Below are 17,629 nucleotides of genomic sequence, written 5' to 3' on the forward strand. Positions count from 1 at the left end.
GCACCGGAGATGATGTTGTTTCCGTAAATCAAGGAACCTGCTACTGGTTCGCGGATGCCATCAATGTCTACTGGAGGTGCAGCGATGAAGGCGATTATGAAACAAGCGGTAGCCGATAGTAAGGTTGGGATCATTACTACGCCGAACCAACCGATGTATATCCGGTTATTGGTGCTGGTGATCCATTCGCAGAATCGATCCCATACGTTGGCGCTTTCGCGACGTTGTAAGGTTGCTGTCATGGTTTTATGATTGCGGTTATTTATGTATTAGGCGGTTTTGTTTTCACCTATGAGATTACTTTACACTGCTTTACAATTTTTAATCAAGCTTTTTTACTTGAGTAAAGCTGATACGAGTTATCAGCTTTACTTATTGAAAACCAAACAACGAGGCAAGAATAGGCCAAAGTTATTTTTATGTATGGCATTACATATCTAGGTTATATGGCTCTTGAGAATCGGTATCTGATTTATACAGTGGTTTTCTTTTGCATGAAGTACAAAGCTACGAGTTTTTAGGCAGGAGGTAGAAACTTTTTATGAGTCCTGCATTTGTACCTCATTTACCGATAAGGGGAAAAGGGGAAAGGGTAAGGGGTAAAGGGAAAAAATTAAAAACTTTTCCCTACGGGTATAAAGCCCCTCTTTTTAAAGATGGAGAGCAAAAAAGAAGATTTTTTCGACACGCAGTACGATAAAAATCAACGTCCATACTTGAAACCCCTGCTTTGAAGTATGGGGTTCCTTTTCCCCTTTTCCCTTTGCCCATTCCCCCTCTTCTTCATTTGCAAACTGCTGTATATATTGATTGCTTAACGGGTTAACCCTCTGTTGATACAGCCTTTTGTAGAAAAGGTAACAAGAAATTCTGATGGTCAGAAGCCACTTTGATTTGTAAAGACTGGCTCCTGTATTACGCCAAATTAGTTATTTGCTTATTTATCTGGGAATAATAGCTTTGTACATTACCGCTATTCTAAAAAAATTAACCCTCAGCTTCCTACTGAGGGCTTTTTGTTTGGCAAAATGGCATATCTGTAAATTAGAGCGTTGTTATGGTATTGGAGTAAGATACATTCCATGCGAAAAGTACTGACTTGCATTACCCCTAGCTAACTACTAGGGGTTTTTATTTAAACTAAGAGCGATCGCTCTTAAATATTCTGCTGAAAAATTTATTTTTAGCGATTTTGATATAAGTGATTTTAGAATTCCTTGCTTTTGGGAATTAATCAGCGATCACAATTTTAATTCAACCATGAAATTAACAATAAATATAAGCTTATATTAAGTGGAAAAATCAAGTACAACGAATTAACAATGACAGACGCTAAAAATGTAATTGATGGAAACCTAGAGGTTTGCTGTACTTCTCCCATGACTGGGTTTTACCGCGACGGTTCTTGTCGTACGGGTGGTCAAGATTTCGGATCGCACGTTATATGTGCCCAAGTGACATCAGAATTCTTAGAGTTCACCAAATCGCGGGGAAATGACCTCAGCACAGCTGTTCCTGATTCTAATTTTCCTGGATTGAAGCCTGGCGATCGCTGGTGTTTGTGTGCTTCTCGCTGGCAAGAAGCCCTAGAAGCTGGCGTTGCTCCACCTGTAATACTTTCAGCAACCCATGCTAGAGCTTTGGAAGTGGTTTCTCTAAACGAACTCAAAAAACACGCTCTAACTTCATCTTAATTGGGCATGGAGCATGGGGCATGGGGCATTGAATCTTCAATTTTGAATTTTGAATTGATTTCTCCCCTGCTCCCTACTCCAAATCAACTCACTGGAACTTCAATAGGCAGTTCTAATACATCGACAACCGCAGAAATCAACTTATTGGGGTCAATTGGCTTAAATAAATGCTGCTGAAACCCTGCTCTTAGCGCTTCCAAGCGGTCTTCCTCTCGCGTGTATGCTGTTAAAGCGATCGCGGGGATGCGTCCACCTTTTTCTGGTTCTAAAGATCGCAGTTTCCTAATTAATGTATAACCATCTTGCTCTGACATCTTGATGTCGCTAATCAGGATATCTGGTTTTGCTTGTTCCAGTACTACTAGCGCTTCATTAACTGATGCTACCGCAGTGGCAAAAGCCCCATATTCCTCAAACATAAAATTGAGAAAGTTACGGCTATCTGTTTGATCATCTACAACTAAAACTTTTAATCCAGCAAGGGGCGTAGATGCTACAGAGGAGGAAATTTTTCCTATTGCTTCTGGATTTCCCCTATTCTCTTGTAAGAGTGGTAGTCTGACAGTAAAGGTTGCTCCTTGCCCAGTACCTAAACTTTCGGCTAAGATTGCGCCTTTGTGTAGTTCTACTAGATGACGGACGATCGCTAATCCTAGTCCTAATCCATTGTGCGATCGCGTTGTGGTGCTGTCTGCTTGCCGAAAACGCTCAAATACTTTGGGTAAAAACTCGGAACTGATACCAATGCCTGTATCGATAACTTGAATTTGGGCATAGTGAGATTTTGAATTTTGAGATTTTGGGGAAAGTTTAAGACTCGACTCCCGATAATCAGAATTTTCCAAAACGGATTTTGGATTATTGCTTTCTTCAGTGTTTGAAGAGTCTAAATTTTCATTATGAGATTCAAATCCAAAATTGTTCGACTGGGTTATATTAAGGCTTGTGGAAGTAGCACTCACACCGTTCGCGTAGCGTTCCACAGGAAAGTCTGAAATCGGCAATCCAAAATGCTTTGACAGTCTGACTTCTACCCTACCGCCTTTAGGGGTAAACTTTATTGCATTAGTTAGTAGATTCCACACAATTTGCTGTAAACGGGCGGTATCGCCATAGACTGACCCGATCGAGGTATCCAGCACAGTATTTAATTGAATATCTTTTGGCTCTGCTAGGGGACGCACTGCCTCAAAAGCTGCCTCCATCACCGAGATTAGATTCACTGCCGATACGTTTAATCGCAACTGACCACGGATAATCCGGGATACATCTAAAATATCCTCAATTAGTTGCATCTGAGATATAGCGTTGCGTTCGATCGCCTCCAAGGCGCGGGAAGTGGCTTTTTCGTCAAGTTTCTTGGTGCGGAGGATTTTTGACCAGCCAAGCATTGAGGTTAGAGGTGTGCGGAGTTCGTGGGAGAGAACAGCTAGAAACTCATCTTTCATCCGATTCGCGGCTTCTGCTTCCTGTCTTGCCGTCTGTTCGCGAATCACTTGAGCGCGGACTTCTTCTGCTTGCTTGCGTTCGGTAATATCTTCAAGAGTGCCTACATAACCCAACAAGTCTCCTTGACTGGAAAGCATCGGTAATGAACGAACTTGAACCCAATGAATGTTACCGTGAGCAGCTTGAAAGCGAAATTCTTCTGAGTATTCCCGACCTTCACAAATGTAAGCAGACCAACTAGCGATCGCTCGTTCTTTATCTTCTGGATGAACAGATTCTAGCCATTTCTTTTCTAGACTCTCTAACACTTTCAAGCCACAAATGGCCTGATAGCGGGGATTAGTATATTTACAGTTGCCTTCGGTATCAGTTTCAAAAATGCCGACGGGTGAGCAGGTACTTAGCGATCGGAATCGTTCTTCACTTTGCCTGAGTTCGGTATTCACAGCTACCAGTTGCGCTGTTTGTTGCTTGATGGCTTCTGTTTTCTTAAATAGTTCTACAAATACTGTGACTTTGGAAGTCAAGATATTAGGGTCTAATGGTTTGAGCAGATAATCAACAGCACCCAAGGCATAGCCTTTAAACAGCATTTGGTCGCTGGTACTAAAGGCGGTGAGAAAGATAATTGGAGTATGACGCGATCGCCCCCGATTGCGAATTAAGGTAGCAGTTTCAAAACCGTCCATCCCTGGCATTTGTACATCCAGCAAAATCACTGCAAAGTCTTGATGCAGCAGACACCTCAAAGCTTCTTCCCCGGAAGTAGCTCTCACGAGATTCTCCCCTAGTTTTTCTAGGATTGCTTCTAGTGCCAGCAAATTTTCTAGTTTATCATCTACTAGGAGGATGTTGACTTGGGATTCCATCTGCATCGGTTTATTTCGGTGATGATTGACAAAGCTTGACCATCTGGGAAGCAATGTTTGAGAGTGTCAAAATCCAGTCTACTTCAATAGCAGAAATTGCTGCCTCTGGCATAATGTCGCTTTCAGCTGTGGCAGGTTCTTGTACAATAGTAATTCCTCCCCGCGCTTTTATTTTCTTAAGACCTTGCTTACCATCTTGGTTTGCTCCTGTCAATATTACACCAATAACTTCCTCTATATAGACATCGGCTGCCGACTCAAAGAGCACATCAATAGATGGTCTAGCATAAGAAACAGGCTCATCAGTCGAAAGAGCAAAGTGACCTGGTTCAACCAGTAAGTGATAATCTGCTGGAGCTATGTATATATGTCCCGGTAGTATTTCCTCTTTATCTTCCACTTCGCGAATTTTCAACAAAGTGGATTCTTGTAATAAATCCTGGAGTGTGTTGCTAGACTCTTTATGACGGTGTTGCACGAGCGCGATCGGTACAGGGAAGTCTGCTGGTAAATTCCCCAAGACAATTTTCAATGCTGATAATCCGCCCAAAGAAGTACCAATTACCACAATTTTAAACGACACTTATCTAGCCCTCACACCTGTGGAATGGGGGTTACGTAAATAGCAAAAGCTATTTCATCCTGAATTAGTCAGTGTTTTCTTGCTTCTTTGCTCTTACCAGTAACCCATGTTTAGGTGCAAAAATCATTGCTATGACAAACAACAAGGTTTGCAACACAACTATACAACCCCCTGTTGCACCATCGATATGATAGCTGATGTAAGTCCCCATAACACTAGAAAATACTCCCGATGCCATTGCAATTAGTATCATGTGGTCGAAACGGTCTGTTAATAAATAAGCCGTTGCTCCTGGAGTAACTAACATCGCTACAACCAGAATAATTCCCACTGTCTGAAGTCCGGCGACAGCGGTAAGCGATAGTAATGATAGTAAAATATAGTGCAGCGATCCTGTATTCAAGCCGATGGAACGTGCATGAGTCGGGTCAAAACAAAATAATAGTAGGTCTTTGCGTAAAATAGCTATTGTTACCAAAGTAATAACGCTAATAATAATCGTTTGGATAATGTCTTCATTAGAAATACCCAAAACATTACCAAACAAAATGTGCGTTAAGTCTACGCTGCTTGGAGTTTTGGAAACTAGTACCAAACCCAGAGCGAAAAATCCTGTAAATACAAGCCCGATGACAGTATCTTCCTTAATTCTCGTCTTCGCTTTGATATAACCGATCGCAATAACTGAACCCACTCCAAAGACAAAAGCGCCTACTGCAAAAGGGATATTTAAAACATAAGCAATTACTACCCCAGGCATTACTGCATGGGAAACAGCATCTCCCATTAATGCCCAACCTTTGAGGGTCATAAAACAAGATAAAACAGAACAGACTACCCCAACTAAGGCACTTACACAAATTGCCTTCACCATGAATTCATGCTGTAGGGGTGTGGTTAACCAGTCTAAGAATGCAAGAGTATTCATATTTTTAACAATATTAATTAGTTATCAATCAAATTCACTTTGATTTCCACGGATTATCTGAGTCTTGTTAAAAGATAAATCTCCAAGAGAACCGCCAAAAGTGCGTGATAGATTTTCTTCTGTGAAAACTTCGGATGTATTACCATAAGCTAAAATAGTACGATTGATAAGTACTACTTGGTCACAGAAAGTAGTGATAGAGGCTAAATCATGGGTAGAAATTAAAATTGTGTGACCTTCTTCTCGCAATTCCAGCAATAAGTCAATCATCGCTTTTTCTGTTTTGATATCTACCCCAGTGAAAGGTTCATCTAATAGCAAAACTGTTGCCTCTTGTGCTAAAGCACGGGCGAGAAAGGCACGTTTTTTCTGTCCACCAGAGAGTTCTCCTATTTGGCGATCGCGCATTGACCACATTTGCACTCTTTCCAAACTCTCCCTCACAACACTTCGATCTTTCGCCGATGGTATTCGTAATATATTCATGTATCCGTAGCGCCCCATCATCACCACATCATGCACATTGACTGGAAAATTCCAGTCTACCTCTTCCGACTGTGGTACATAAGCGACCAAGCTTTTTTTCTGTACACTTTTTATCGGTAAGCCATTAATCAAAACTCGTCCTATAACTGGCTTCAAAAAACCCATGATTGCCTTAAATAGGGTTGATTTACCACTACCGTTCATCCCTACTAAACCACTAATTGAACCTGCTGGAATTTGCAAAAAAGCACCATGTAAAGCAACTTTGCCGTGGTAAGCAACTGTCAAGTTTTCAACATCAATACTAATAGATTTCACTAAAACTCACCTCTAAGATTAATCATTATTTTGTAGTGAGCAACTCCAGCCTTTTTTGCAAACACGTAACGTTTTCCAGAGAAAAAAAATAGGATTAAAGTCTCTACTACAAGCAATTTTAAATAATTAAATTTATTCTTACATATTTGCTCATTTTTCCTCTAATCCCTGAGTTAGAGTATTAATATTACCTTCTAGCAACTTGAGATAAGTTGGTGCAGGACCATTTGCTGGAGACAAGGAATCAACGTAAAATACTCCACCAAACCTTGCTCCCGATTCTCTAGCTACCTGACGTTGCGCTCCATCGTTGACTGTACTTTCACAGAAAACTACAGGTATTTTATTTTTTTTAACTATATCAATGACTTTTTCTAGCTGTTTGGGAGTAGCTTGCTGTTCAGAATTGACTGCCCAAAGATAAGCTTCTTTTAAGCCATAATCGCGGGTGAGGTATGAAAAAGCGCCTTCACAGCTTACCATGTAGCGCTTGTCTACTGGAACTACCGACACGCTTTTTCGCAGTTTCTCATCAACTTCTTTAATTTTTTGACTGTATGCTTTGGCATTGGTATTATAAGTCTCTGCATTCGCTGAATCTAAATTAACTAATGCCTTGCGAATATTCTCTACATAAATCAAGGCGTTTTGTGGTGACATCCAAGCATGAGGATTAGGTTTTCCTTTATAAGCATCCTCCGTAATTTCTACAGGCTTAATTCCCTCTGTTAGAGTAATATGAGGTACATTAGGGACGCTGTTATACAATTTTTGTGCCCAACGCTCTAAATTCAGACCATTATTCAAAATTAGGTCTGCTTTTTGCGCCCTCACTAAATCACTAGGAGTTGGTTCGTAACCATGAATTTCCGCCCCTATTTTGGTGAGGGATTCAACAATCACCTTGTCTCCCGCCACGTTTTGCGCCATATCTGCAATGACTGTAAAGGTGGTAAGAACTACTTTTTTACCTTTTTTATCTAGATTTGTGGTGGTAGTTGTGGCTGAGTTTGGACTTAACTGTGGTTGAGAATTAGAGGTTGACGGGCTACACCCAGCCAAACATAGCCCCAATAGCAGCCCAGACGCTATAGCCAATTTTTGTCCATACTGCGGTCGTTGCATCTGAAAGTTATTGATATTAAATCTCATTATACCAATTTCATAATCTTCTCACTTTAGCAGAAGTAAGGTAAAAATGAAGAAATTATGAAAATAATATCGGAGGAAAAAGGGAACGTGTTGCAATCAACTGTATTTCTGGGTTCTGACTTAACTTGATTTTTTCCTTTTTTATTTTAAGGAGCTTTTTGGGTAGTTCAAACATTTTTGTTATTTACATCACAAACAAATATTTAATTATTGTGAAAAACCTTACAGATAAAATTTATATTTGGAGTTTTTTTAAAGTTAAATAAATGCCAAAATAAATACATTATAAAAACATTTTTTTGTTAGATAACTAACTTTTAAAATATTACTTTTAATTGTTTTGACAATTCATAAAAATTTACTTAAGCTAAAAGATAGGTTAAACAAATCAACAAACGACAGCGATTTGATTTGGCTACATCAAGAATTGCTGTTGCAGACTATTGGCATAAGGAAATGAATCAAAACCAAAATTATTTCATGTAAGCAATTTAACCAAATCTTGCTACAAAAAGCTAAGACATGATTAAGCGTATTGCACCGCGCAGATATTGAACAGAATTCAGTCAATTATGGATGGATACTTGTGGTGATGTTAGTGAGTGTCCATCAATTATTGAAGTTTGACTAGCGATTTTAGATTTTTGATTAGGTCTTCTAGTTTATATCTTGTCTGGGACGGAATAAATCTAAAAGACACTCGTTAAGACTGCGCGATCGCCAATCCAAAATCTGAAATTTATAAACCAAAGTGCGGTAGATATGTCCAGGAGAAGACGATGCTTGAGTATTTGACATCTTTGAACGACCACAATTTGCCTTATCCAGATACGGTTCATCCCATCATTGTCCACTTCGTAATTGCGATGGTGTTGTTTTCCTTCTTCTGCGATGTAATTGCCTATTTTACTGGTAAATCCGGTCTTTTTGAGGTGAGTTGGTGGAATATGTTAGTTGCCACGATCACCATCTTCGTCGCGATTATTTTTGGTCAATTTGAAGCAGGATTAGCACAGCCTTACAGCCTAGCGAAATCAACACTAAATTTGCATACGCTAATTGGTTGGTCGCTTTCAGGAATTATCACAGCAATTACAGCTTGGCGCTATGTCATTCGTGCCCGTAATCCGCAAAAAGTATCGATTTATTATTTGGGAGCCAAACTAATTTTAACTCTGATAGTTGGTTTACAAGTATATCTCGGTGATGAACTTGTTTGGGTATATGGATTGCATACCGTGCCAGTTGTGGAAGCAATAAAGGATGGTGTGTTGCGATGAAATCAGAATTAATTAACCAATTAACCGATTCTCTAGGCGCAAACGGATTACCTTACACAATTCCCATTCATCCCAACTTAGTCCATCTGACAATAGGTTTGTTCATCATTGGCATGACCTTTGATATCGTTGGTGTTCTGTTTCCCTTTGAAAAATGGGTCTTCAAATTTTTGGCAATTACTGTCGAACGTGACAACTTATTTGATGTTGGCTGGTACAACACGTTAGCTGCCAGCATCATCACATTTTTCACAGTCGGAGCAGGCTTTTACGAAATGCTATTGGCAGCACCACCAGCTGATACCAAGAGTGCTTGGGGATTACAAGCAATGGAAACTATGCTTTGGCATGGTGTGGGTGGTGTGTTGTTATTAGCGCTGATTGTTGGCATGACCGTCTGGAGAGGATGGCAACGCTTCGTTTGGGGCAGACAAGAATATAAACAGACAGATAGAGAAGTGCAATGGATATATCTGTTTGCAGGCATAGCAATCATCTTCATTATGTACCTCCACGGCACACTAGGAGCGCAACTAGCCACGGAATTTGGCGTACACAATACAGCAGATAATTTGCTGCGATTAGGTCAAGACCTGAATACAACACTCAAATGAGTCATTAGTCAATTGTCATTTATTTAAAGTTACTAACCAATGACTAATGACCAATGACTAATGTCCCATGCCCAATACCCAATAAATGATGAAAATCCAGAAGGTTTTAAATATTTTGACGCTGCTTACAGGGGCGATCGCAGTGACTTCTACCAGTCTCTGGATCGGCAAGCAGGCTTACTTTTGGCTTCCTCCTCAAGCAGCAGCTGAATCCCAACTCATTGATGATTTGATTAGCTTTTTAGTAACCCTTGGTGCCTTCATCTTCTTGGGAGTAACAAGTACTCTGATGTATTCTGTAATCTTCCATCGGGCAGTCAAAGATGACTTTACTGATGGCCCCCCGATTGAAGGTAATGTCACCCTAGAAGTTGTCTGGACAGCAATCCCAATTCTCTTGGTATTTTGGATTGCAGGCTACAGCTACCAAGTTTATGAACAAATGGGAATTCAAGGCCCATCAGAACTAGTTCATCTGCATAATCCGTTGGCAATGGAATCAGCTTATGCAGCACCAGCTAACGCTTTAGCAGAACCTGTTGAGAAAATTGACGTACTAGCTAAACAGTGGGCGTGGGTTTTTCACTACCCAGAAAGAGATATTACTAGTACCGAATTGCATTTACCAAGCGATCGCCGAGTACGTTTAGCACTGAAATCACAAGATGTTTTGCACGGCTTCTATATTCCTGCGTTCCGCCTCAAGCAGGATATTATTCCTAACCATGCGATCGACTTTGAATTTACTCCCATCCTTGCCGGACAATACCGACTAACTGATTCCCAATATAGCGGCACATACTTTGCCACTATGCAAGCGAATGTAATCGTTGAATCTCCTGAAAATTATCAGCAGTGGCTAGCCCAAGCTGCAACCCAAAAGCCATCCCCAGCAAAGAATCAAGCAGCTTCTGAGTATGCTCAAAGATCCAATCAATCAGTCAAAACTGGTTGGGTTACAGTTCCACCTGCTGCATCTGTTCTAGTCAATTCTCCTGGTTAAAAGGAAAGTAATCGATGACTAATATTCCTATTGAAGGCATCCTTCTCCCGAATGAGAAGCCCAAGCACGAATCTCCAAGTAACTGGAAAGAATACTTCAGCTTTAGTACCGATCATAAAGTTATTGGTATCCAGTATCTCGTTACCTCATTCTTCTTCTTTCTCGTCGGCGGTATCTTTGCGATGGTGATGCGGGGAGAACTGATGACACCCGAATCAGATTTAGTCGATCGCACCGTCTATAACGGGATGTTCACCATGCACGGCACTGTGATGCTGTTTTTGTGGACATTTCCCTCACTGGTTGGTTTTGCCAACTATCTAGTACCCCTGATGATTGGGGCGCGAGATATGGCATTTCCCCGCCTGAATGCCGTCGCCTTTTGGATGGTGCCAGTAGTCGGGATTTTGATGATGGGTAGCTTCTTTGTTCCTGGTGGCCCAGCCCAAGCCGGCTGGTGGTCTTACCCGCCAGTCAGTCTCCAGAATCCCACAGGTAACTTAATTAATGGTCAAGTTATCTGGCTCTTGGCAGTAGCAATATCTGGCGTATCCTCAATTATGGGGGCAGTCAACTTTGTCACCACAATTGTGAAGATGCGGGCCCCAGGAATGGGATTCTTTCGGATGCCGATGTTTGTCTGGGGAGTATTTAGTGCCCAGATTATCCAACTATTCGGACTACCTGCACTGACAGCTGGTGCGGTAATGCTGCTACTCGACCTAACTGCTGGTACGAGCTTTTTCGACCCCGCTAAGGGTGGGAATCCAGTTATGTTCCAGCATTACTTCTGGTTTTACTCCCACCCCGCCGTTTACGTGATTATTTTGCCCGTTTTTGCGATTTTCTCAGAAATCTTCCCAGTTTATTCACGTAAACCCCTATTTGGTTACAAAGTAGTTGCCGTTTCATCGATCTTGATTGCCGTAGTCAGCGCTATCGTTTGGGTACACCACATGTACACCAGCGGTACACCAGGTTGGATGCGGTTGATTTTCATGCTGACAACAATGTGTGTATCTGTCCCCACAGGAATTAAAGTATTCGCTTGGGTGGCAACGATTTGGGGCGGTAAACTGCGACTACATACACCGATGCTGTTCGCTTTGGGTGCATTGATCATGTTTGTCTTCGCAGGTATCACAGGCATTATGCTTTCCTCTGTGCCTGTGGATGTCCACGTGAATAACACTTACTTTGTGGTAGGACACTTCCACTACGTTCTCTACGGCACTGTGACGATGGGCTTGTATGCTGCCATCTATCACTGGTTCCCCAAAATGACCGGGCGGATGTATTCGGAAAGCTGGGGTAAAATCCACTTCTGGCTAGCATTCATCGGCACCAATCTCAACTTTTTGCCTATGCACCCATTAGGATTGCAAGGGATGTTACGCCGAGTTGCTTCCTACGCCCCAGAGTATCAATTCTGGAATGTGATCGCTAGCCTCGGCGGATTTCTATTGGGAATGTCCACCTTACCCTTCATTTTCAATATGGTGATTTCTTGGATGCAAGGCGAGAAAGCACCTGATAATCCTTGGCGGGCAATTGGACTAGAGTGGTTAGTTTCTTCACCACCCCCAGTAGAAAACTTTGAAGAAATTCCCATCATCATCTCCGAACCCTACGGCTACGGCAAATCAGAACCCTTGACAGCCAACCTCCCAGAATAAACCCAAACGTATCGGGAAGACGCAAAAACCCTCCGCGTACCTCTGCGCTTCCCTTTGCGTTACTTTGCGTTTAAAATTCCCCCTCAAAAAGCAAAATGGACAGCTATATCAATTCCGAAGAATTGCACCATACAAGCGCAGAACACAGCCACGACGAAGAAGGCAATAAAATGTTTGGCTTCATTGTCTTCCTGCTGTCAGAAAGCGTCATTTTCTTGAGTTTTTTCGCCGGATATGCCATCTATAAAACAACAACACCTAATTGGCTGCCAGCAGGTGTTTCTGGATTAGAAGTAAAAGAACCAGCAATCAATACAGTAATTCTTGTTGCTAGTAGCTTTGTAATTTACTTAGCAGAACGCGCCCTTCAACGCCATGACTTAGTGAAATTTCGCCTGTTTCTGTTGGCAACAATGGCGATGGGAACTTACTTTTTAGTTGGACAGGCGATTGAATGGAAGGGCCTCACCTTTGGTTTCACCTCCGGCGTATTTGGTAGTACATTCTATCTTCTTACAGGCTTCCACGGTTTGCACGTTTTCACAGGTATTTTGTTGCAGTTGATAATTTTGGTACGTTCTTTCCTACCTGGCAATTACGATACAGGTCACTACGGCGTAAATGCAACCTCATTGTTTTGGCACTTCGTCGATGTTATCTGGATTATTTTGTTTGTCCTAATCTATATTTGGCAGTAAAGATTGATGGGAAGGAAAACCCAGATAAATTATCTGGGTTGGTGTATGTGGCATTGTTAATTACTTTTATGCCCCATACACCATTCACTGTCATAACTACATTTGGGTCTTAGTTCAACCTTTCAAATTCAACCTTTCCTCAAATATTGACCCATCTTGATGAGATAAAAACTTTTCACGACTGTGATAACTTCTTCGCCATTGTTCGAGCTTATCTATAGATATTGATTTAGATGTGACATTCACACCATTTCCTCGCCAAGCAACTTCTGCATCGGTGGTAAAAACCCCGCACTCTAATTGATCTAGCCTCATATTCCAATATTCGCTAAATCGACCTTTTAAAGTAATAACTTGCTCAAATACCTTGTTTCTATGCTTATTTCTTCTTTTTCGTTCTGTTGCTCCAGTTGCTTCTGTATCAATAAACTTGGTTTCAATTAAAAACAGACTACCTTTAAAAGTCAGGAAAACAAAATCACACTTACCTAAATCTGTGTAATCTGAAATTGGAGACTTTTCAAATAACAGCAATTCAGCGCACGAGGGAAACAATTCTTTAATATTCAGAAATAAATAAGCTTGCAATAGAAGTTCCTTATCATAAGGAAATAATATCACTCCTTCAAAAAATTTTTGAATGTCCTCGTGAGTTTGGGGTTGAATTTTTTTACAGTATGAAACAAATCTATGTAGCTCGTTGACGATCATCAAGTTCTAACTCCTTCCCCCGGTCACAGCCTTAAGGGTGTTAGCATAAAAAGATACCACTACCTCAAGGAAATTCTCATCCGCGTAAGTAACTAAAAAAACGATTAAAATCCTGAATACTTAAGGCAATTTACTGTTGACAGTTTAATAAAACTAATACTTAAGCTGCTTTTCAGTATTGGTGGATTTTTCACTGCTGGCGTCAGCTACCAGTCAGGGATTTTATATGAGCAGGAAAACTAGCGTTTTGCAAAGCTTGAACAGTTATTCGAGAATCTTGTACACAAAATTGCCAACCTAAGCGAACAAGTTTACGAGAAGTTTCAGTTTTGATAATTCCAATCACTGGCATTTTTGCCTTTTCTTTGTCTACTGAATGGTCTTGTAAAATTGTTTTCAAGCGATGTAAATCTTCCATATTACCTGCTTGTTGGGGATTTAATTCCACCATTACCATTTGTACTGTTTCCACTGGTTCTGCATCTTCAAGAATAAATTGAGTTTGCTCGTCACGTCGGTCTACTTTTCCCCAAATAATCAATCTCGTATCAACTTGGAGTAGGGAACTAATACGTTCATAAGTTTTCGGAAAAACTACAGCTTCTAATTGTGTAGTTAGGTCTTCTATTTGCAAGATTGCCATCTGATCGCCTTTTTTTGTCACCACTTTTTTGACGTTATTTAACATCACAACTGCACAAAGCCTTGTATCTTCTCTTTGTTCTCCCAGCTGCGAAAGGTTAATTGGTGTCAAAAATGGTGCTATTTGTCGTAAGGATTTCAGGGGATGATCTGATACATAAAAACCTAGTAATTCTTTCTCCATTTGCAACTTTTTCTGTGGGGGTAAATCCGTCACAGGTTTAGCTTTTGGAGCAGTTTCAAAGGCATTACTTGCTCTTTTATTCTGAGTCGAAGAAAAGCCGTCGCCCAATAAATCAAATAGATTCCCTTGACCAGTGGCTCTATCTTTAGCGCGAGATTGTGCCCAATCATACACTAATTCTGAGTCGTTAATTAACTGTTGGCGGTTGGATTCAATTTTGTCAAAGGCTCCACAGTAGATTAACGACTCTAGGGTTCGGCGGTTAACAGCACGTAAATCCACGCGATCGCAAAAATCAGCAAGTGATTTAAACTCTCCTGTCTCATTTCTTGCCTCCAAAATAGAAGCGATCGCATTTTGTCCCACGTTACGCACTGCCGAAAATCCAAACAGAATCTTACCTGCGGTTGGCGTAAAATCAACATTAGAACGATTAATATCTGGCGGATCTATGGAAATACCCATATTTGTACAGTTAGTAATATATCTCTGTACTTTATCGGTATCACCACTGTTAGCTGTTAACAGTGCCGCCATATATTCCAATGGGTAATTAGCTTTTAAATATGCTGTTTGATAAGTTACATAACCATAGGCTGTTGAATGGGATTTATTGAAACAATTAGCAGCTATTAAGCCATTTTTGATTGCAAAATTATGGTCACGAGCAACCCCAATGTCATAAACATTTTGTTTGCCTAAATATTTCCGTGTGGCTATTTTTATCATCCTACCTTACCTCGAAAAATTTTGTGGAATTGATAAAATTATGAGATTTGTAGTATTAATAAGGCGTAATACAAAATTATATCATTAGAAAACACTGCTATACTCTTACACAAAAGTAGTCAATATATATGAAAACTTTGACAAACTATTCAATAGAAGGTTGATAGCCATGTATTTGCTGTTTTAAAAAGTATATTAAACACATTTCAATACATATTAATCCGCTTAGTCAGATAAATGAGGAATGACAAGTACAGAAGAATAAGCCATGCCCAAAGCCCAATAACCAATACCCAATTTTGGCCAATATGTACTAGAATCAATGATTTGAGTCACAAAGAGAGTAATCATGGCATCCATCCGCGAGTTGCACCAACAGCTAGTTAAAAAAGAACGTTCTGCCGTTGAAATTACTCAAGAAGCTTTAGAGCGCATTCAAGCGTTAGAGCCAAAATTGCACAGCTTTTTATGCGTGACGGCAAATCAGGCATTAGAGCAGGCAGGTGCTGTGGATGCCAAAATTGCCGCAGGAGAAGAAATTGGGCTGCTAGCGGGTATTCCTGTGGGTATTAAGGACAATATGTGTACCAAGGGAATTCCTACCACCTGCGCCTCCCGGATTTTGGAAAATTTCGTGCCGCCTTATGAATCAACAGCGACGCAAAAACTGGCAGATGCTGGGGCAGTAATGGTAGGCAAAACCAACTTGGATGAGTTTGCAATGGGTAGTTCTACAGAAAACTCTGCCTATCAAGTCACAGCTAATCCTTGGGATTTGTCACGAGTTCCAGGTGGTTCTTCGGGAGGTTCTGCGGCGGCGGTGGCGGCCCAAGAATGTGTAGTTGCTCTTGGTTCTGATACTGGCGGTTCGATTCGGCAACCTGCATCTTTCTGCGGTGTGGTGGGAATGAAACCGACTTATGGTTTGGTTTCTCGTTATGGTTTGGTGGCTTACGCTTCATCTTTGGATCAAATTGGGCCATTTGGAAACACAGTAGAAGATGCGGCAATATTATTAGGTGCGATCGCAGGTTATGATTCCAAAGACTCTACCAGCTTGAAGGTTGCGATTCCCAACTATGCTGCTAGCTTAAAACCAAACTTCAAACCCAGAGGTCAGCTAAAAATTGGTATCATTAAAGAAACTTTTGGTGAAGGTTTAGACTCTGTAGTAGAACAAGCTGTTACCAAAGCAGTAGATCAATTACAAAGTCTAGGAGCGGAAATTCATATAATTTCTTGTCCCCGCTTTCGTTATGGCTTACCCACCTACTACATCATCGCCCCATCAGAAGCATCAGCAAATCTAGCTCGTTACGATGGCGTTAAATATGGGTATCGCGCTCCTGATGCAGATAATCTCCTATCAATGTACACTCGTACCCGTGCAGCTGGTTTTGGTACAGAAGTCAAACGCCGGATTATGATTGGCACTTACGCCCTCTCGGCTGGCTACTATGACGCTTATTACATAAAAGCGCAAAAAGTCCGCACCTTGATTAAGCAAGACTTTGAAAAGGCTTTTGGCGCGGTTGATGTCTTAGTTTGTCCCACATCTCCGACTACAGCATTCAAAGCAGGGGAAAAAACTACTGACCCCTTGAGTATGTATTTAAATGACTTGATGACTATTCCTGTAAATCTTGCTGGTTTGCCTAGTTTAAGTTTGCCATGTGGTTTTGACGAACAAGGGCTACCGATAGGATTACAGCTAATTAGCAATGTGCTGCGAGAAGACCTACTGTTTCAGGTAGCTTATGCTTATGAACAATCTACTACTTGGCATCTGCGTAAACCGCAAATATCTTGAAAATTGTCATTTGTCATTGGTTATTAATTCTTTTGTTTTACTCGGTACAGACAAGGGTTAATGAGCCAGCGCGTTGCGGGGGTTCCAATGCCACTTGCTTCTCCCAAGGGGAGACGCTGCACGAACAAGCTGGGCATTACTCGTCCAACGCAGTGGCTCCCCGTTGTAGCGACTGGCGTCGCGTCTCTCCACTTCCTCTATGTTTTTGGTCATTTGTTAATCTGATTACTGACTATTGACTGTTGATTGTTGTCTTCTGGAGTCAGGGATTTAGCTGTTAGCTGGGGATTAAGTATATGAAGAAGACCAACAGATGCACCAACCAATAATAAAAGATAGGTCAGAATCAGAGGTATATATGTATTTTGTTTGTTGTCTGAATTCTGATAAGCATTTTTGGAGTCATGACAGACAACATTAGTTACAAGGCTGTACGATAAAGCATTTCCATCCAGCCCCAAAGCATCTCCATAACGACGGATAAATCCTTGCAGAAAAATTGGTTCAGGCAATTCTTCAAATCGATCTTCTTCTAAAGCTTGTAAAATACCTACTCGAAGCATTGTCTGAGAGGCTATTTCTTCTATGCGGATAGATTTTTCTTGTCTTACTTGTCGCAAGCGTGTGGTTATTTCCTTTAGTTGCTTTACTTGAGCTTCATTTAAGAGCGTCACAGTCTTCTCCTGTATGGGCTAATTCTACTATTCATTGAGAAGACTTAAAACCGCATACGTAAATTTACCGAATATTTGATTTTCGGATAAATTTCTTTGATAATATCCTAATCTAAATTTTAAAATGCT

18 protein-coding genes and 1 pseudogene are annotated in these 17,629 nt (G+C 40.9%); 7 read left to right on the top strand and 12 right to left on the bottom strand.

Annotation, left to right across the window (positions count from 1 at the left end; all coding sequences use genetic code 11):
• Window positions 1-242 (bottom strand): annotated as a pseudogene (locus V7K79_RS10560) (photosystem II q(b) protein); the annotation flags it as partial.
• Window positions 243-1,322: 1,080 nt separating this feature from the next.
• On the opposite strand from V7K79_RS10560, the gene V7K79_RS10565 reads away from it, so the two are divergent.
• Entirely contained in the window at window positions 1,323-1,694 is a 372-nt protein-coding gene (locus tag V7K79_RS10565) for a DUF2237 family protein (RefSeq protein ID WP_335047321.1), read from the top strand.
• An 83-nt stretch (window positions 1,695-1,777) separates the two neighbouring features.
• Here V7K79_RS10565 and V7K79_RS10570 read toward each other — a convergent pair whose 3' ends face one another.
• The 6 genes from V7K79_RS10570 to V7K79_RS10595 all read right to left on the bottom strand — a co-directional run bounded on the left by V7K79_RS10570 (window position 1,778) and on the right by V7K79_RS10595 (window position 8,277).
• Window positions 1,778-4,018, bottom strand: coding sequence for a hybrid sensor histidine kinase/response regulator (locus V7K79_RS10570; protein ID WP_335047323.1), 2,241 nt, complete (start codon window positions 4,016-4,018; stop codon window positions 1,778-1,780).
• A gap of 4 nt (window positions 4,019-4,022) precedes the next feature.
• The gene (locus V7K79_RS10575; protein ID WP_335047325.1) at window positions 4,023-4,595 is read right to left on the bottom strand and encodes a chemotaxis protein CheB; all 573 of its coding nucleotides are present in this window, start codon (window positions 4,593-4,595) and stop codon (window positions 4,023-4,025) included.
• Between the two features lie 64 nt (window positions 4,596-4,659).
• Window positions 4,660-5,523 carry a metal ABC transporter permease gene (locus tag V7K79_RS10580; protein ID WP_335047327.1) on the bottom strand — a complete coding sequence of 288 codons (864 nt, stop codon included), beginning with the start codon at window positions 5,521-5,523 and terminating at the stop codon, window positions 4,660-4,662.
• Between the two features lie 24 nt (window positions 5,524-5,547).
• Window positions 5,548-6,327 carry a metal ABC transporter ATP-binding protein gene (locus V7K79_RS10585; protein ID WP_335047329.1) on the bottom strand — a complete coding sequence of 260 codons (780 nt, stop codon included), beginning with the start codon at window positions 6,325-6,327 and terminating at the stop codon, window positions 5,548-5,550.
• Window positions 6,328-6,477: 150 nt separating this feature from the next.
• The gene (locus V7K79_RS10590; RefSeq protein ID WP_335047331.1) at window positions 6,478-7,452 is read right to left on the bottom strand and encodes a metal ABC transporter substrate-binding protein; all 975 of its coding nucleotides are present in this window, start codon (window positions 7,450-7,452) and stop codon (window positions 6,478-6,480) included.
• 684 nt (window positions 7,453-8,136) lie between these two features.
• A complete protein-coding gene (locus V7K79_RS10595; protein ID WP_335047333.1) occupies window positions 8,137-8,277 on the bottom strand; it encodes a hypothetical protein in 141 nt (46 codons plus the stop codon).
• Here V7K79_RS10595 and V7K79_RS10600 point away from each other — a divergent pair.
• The 5 genes from V7K79_RS10600 (at window position 8,259) to V7K79_RS10620 (ending at window position 12,750) form a co-directional block, all read left to right on the top strand.
• The gene (locus V7K79_RS10600; RefSeq protein WP_335047335.1) at window positions 8,259-8,759 is read left to right on the top strand and encodes a DUF2231 domain-containing protein; all 501 of its coding nucleotides are present in this window, start codon (window positions 8,259-8,261) and stop codon (window positions 8,757-8,759) included. The two genes, V7K79_RS10595 and V7K79_RS10600, sit on opposite strands and share 19 nt — an antisense overlap.
• On the top strand, window positions 8,756-9,373 hold the full coding sequence (locus V7K79_RS10605) for a DUF2231 domain-containing protein (RefSeq protein WP_335047336.1): 618 nt from the start codon (window positions 8,756-8,758) through the stop codon (window positions 9,371-9,373). Before V7K79_RS10600 ends, V7K79_RS10605 begins: the two co-directional genes overlap by 4 nt.
• Window positions 9,374-9,461: 88 nt before the next feature.
• Window positions 9,462-10,376 carry a cytochrome c oxidase subunit II gene (locus V7K79_RS10610; protein ID WP_335047577.1) on the top strand — a complete coding sequence of 305 codons (915 nt, stop codon included), beginning with the start codon at window positions 9,462-9,464 and terminating at the stop codon, window positions 10,374-10,376.
• Between the two features lie 14 nt (window positions 10,377-10,390).
• Window positions 10,391-12,052 carry a cytochrome c oxidase subunit I gene (gene ctaD, locus V7K79_RS10615; protein WP_335047338.1) on the top strand — a complete coding sequence of 554 codons (1,662 nt, stop codon included), beginning with the start codon at window positions 10,391-10,393 and terminating at the stop codon, window positions 12,050-12,052.
• A 95-nt stretch (window positions 12,053-12,147) separates the two neighbouring features.
• On the top strand, window positions 12,148-12,750 hold the full coding sequence (locus V7K79_RS10620) for a cytochrome c oxidase subunit 3 (RefSeq protein ID WP_335047340.1): 603 nt from the start codon (window positions 12,148-12,150) through the stop codon (window positions 12,748-12,750).
• Window positions 12,751-12,864: 114 nt separating this feature from the next.
• Here V7K79_RS10620 and V7K79_RS10625 read toward each other — a convergent pair whose 3' ends face one another.
• The 3 genes from V7K79_RS10625 to V7K79_RS10635 all read right to left on the bottom strand — a co-directional run bounded on the left by V7K79_RS10625 (window position 12,865) and on the right by V7K79_RS10635 (window position 15,367).
• The gene (locus tag V7K79_RS10625; protein WP_335047579.1) at window positions 12,865-13,461 is read right to left on the bottom strand and encodes a hypothetical protein; all 597 of its coding nucleotides are present in this window, start codon (window positions 13,459-13,461) and stop codon (window positions 12,865-12,867) included.
• 202 nt (window positions 13,462-13,663) lie between these two features.
• Window positions 13,664-15,016 (bottom strand): helix-hairpin-helix domain-containing protein, encoded by a 1,353-nt coding sequence (locus tag V7K79_RS10630; RefSeq protein WP_335047342.1) that lies wholly within the window; start codon window positions 15,014-15,016, stop codon window positions 13,664-13,666.
• 225 nt (window positions 15,017-15,241) lie between these two features.
• Window positions 15,242-15,367, bottom strand: coding sequence for a hypothetical protein (locus V7K79_RS10635; RefSeq protein ID WP_335047343.1), 126 nt, complete (start codon window positions 15,365-15,367; stop codon window positions 15,242-15,244).
• On the opposite strand from V7K79_RS10635, the gene gatA reads away from it, so the two are divergent.
• Window positions 15,366-16,826, top strand: a complete 1,461-nt coding sequence (gatA, locus tag V7K79_RS10640; protein WP_335047345.1) for an Asp-tRNA(Asn)/Glu-tRNA(Gln) amidotransferase subunit GatA — start codon at window positions 15,366-15,368, stop codon at window positions 16,824-16,826. The genes V7K79_RS10635 and gatA overlap by 2 nt on opposite strands.
• Window positions 16,827-16,883: 57 nt before the next feature.
• On the opposite strand, the gene V7K79_RS10645 is transcribed toward gatA, so the two are convergent.
• Window positions 16,884-17,039, bottom strand: a complete 156-nt coding sequence (locus V7K79_RS10645) for a hypothetical protein (RefSeq protein ID WP_335047347.1) — start codon at window positions 17,037-17,039, stop codon at window positions 16,884-16,886.
• Entirely contained in the window at window positions 17,036-17,500 is a 465-nt protein-coding gene (locus V7K79_RS10650) for a helix-turn-helix domain-containing protein (RefSeq protein ID WP_335047349.1), read from the bottom strand. The genes V7K79_RS10645 and V7K79_RS10650 overlap by 4 nt, the downstream gene beginning before the upstream one ends.
• Window positions 17,501-17,629 lie beyond the last annotated feature (129 nt).

Origin of the sequence: Nostoc sp., from assembly GCF_036917575.1 — a bacterium.
GTDB lineage: Bacteria > Cyanobacteriota > Cyanobacteriia > Cyanobacteriales > Nostocaceae > Nostoc.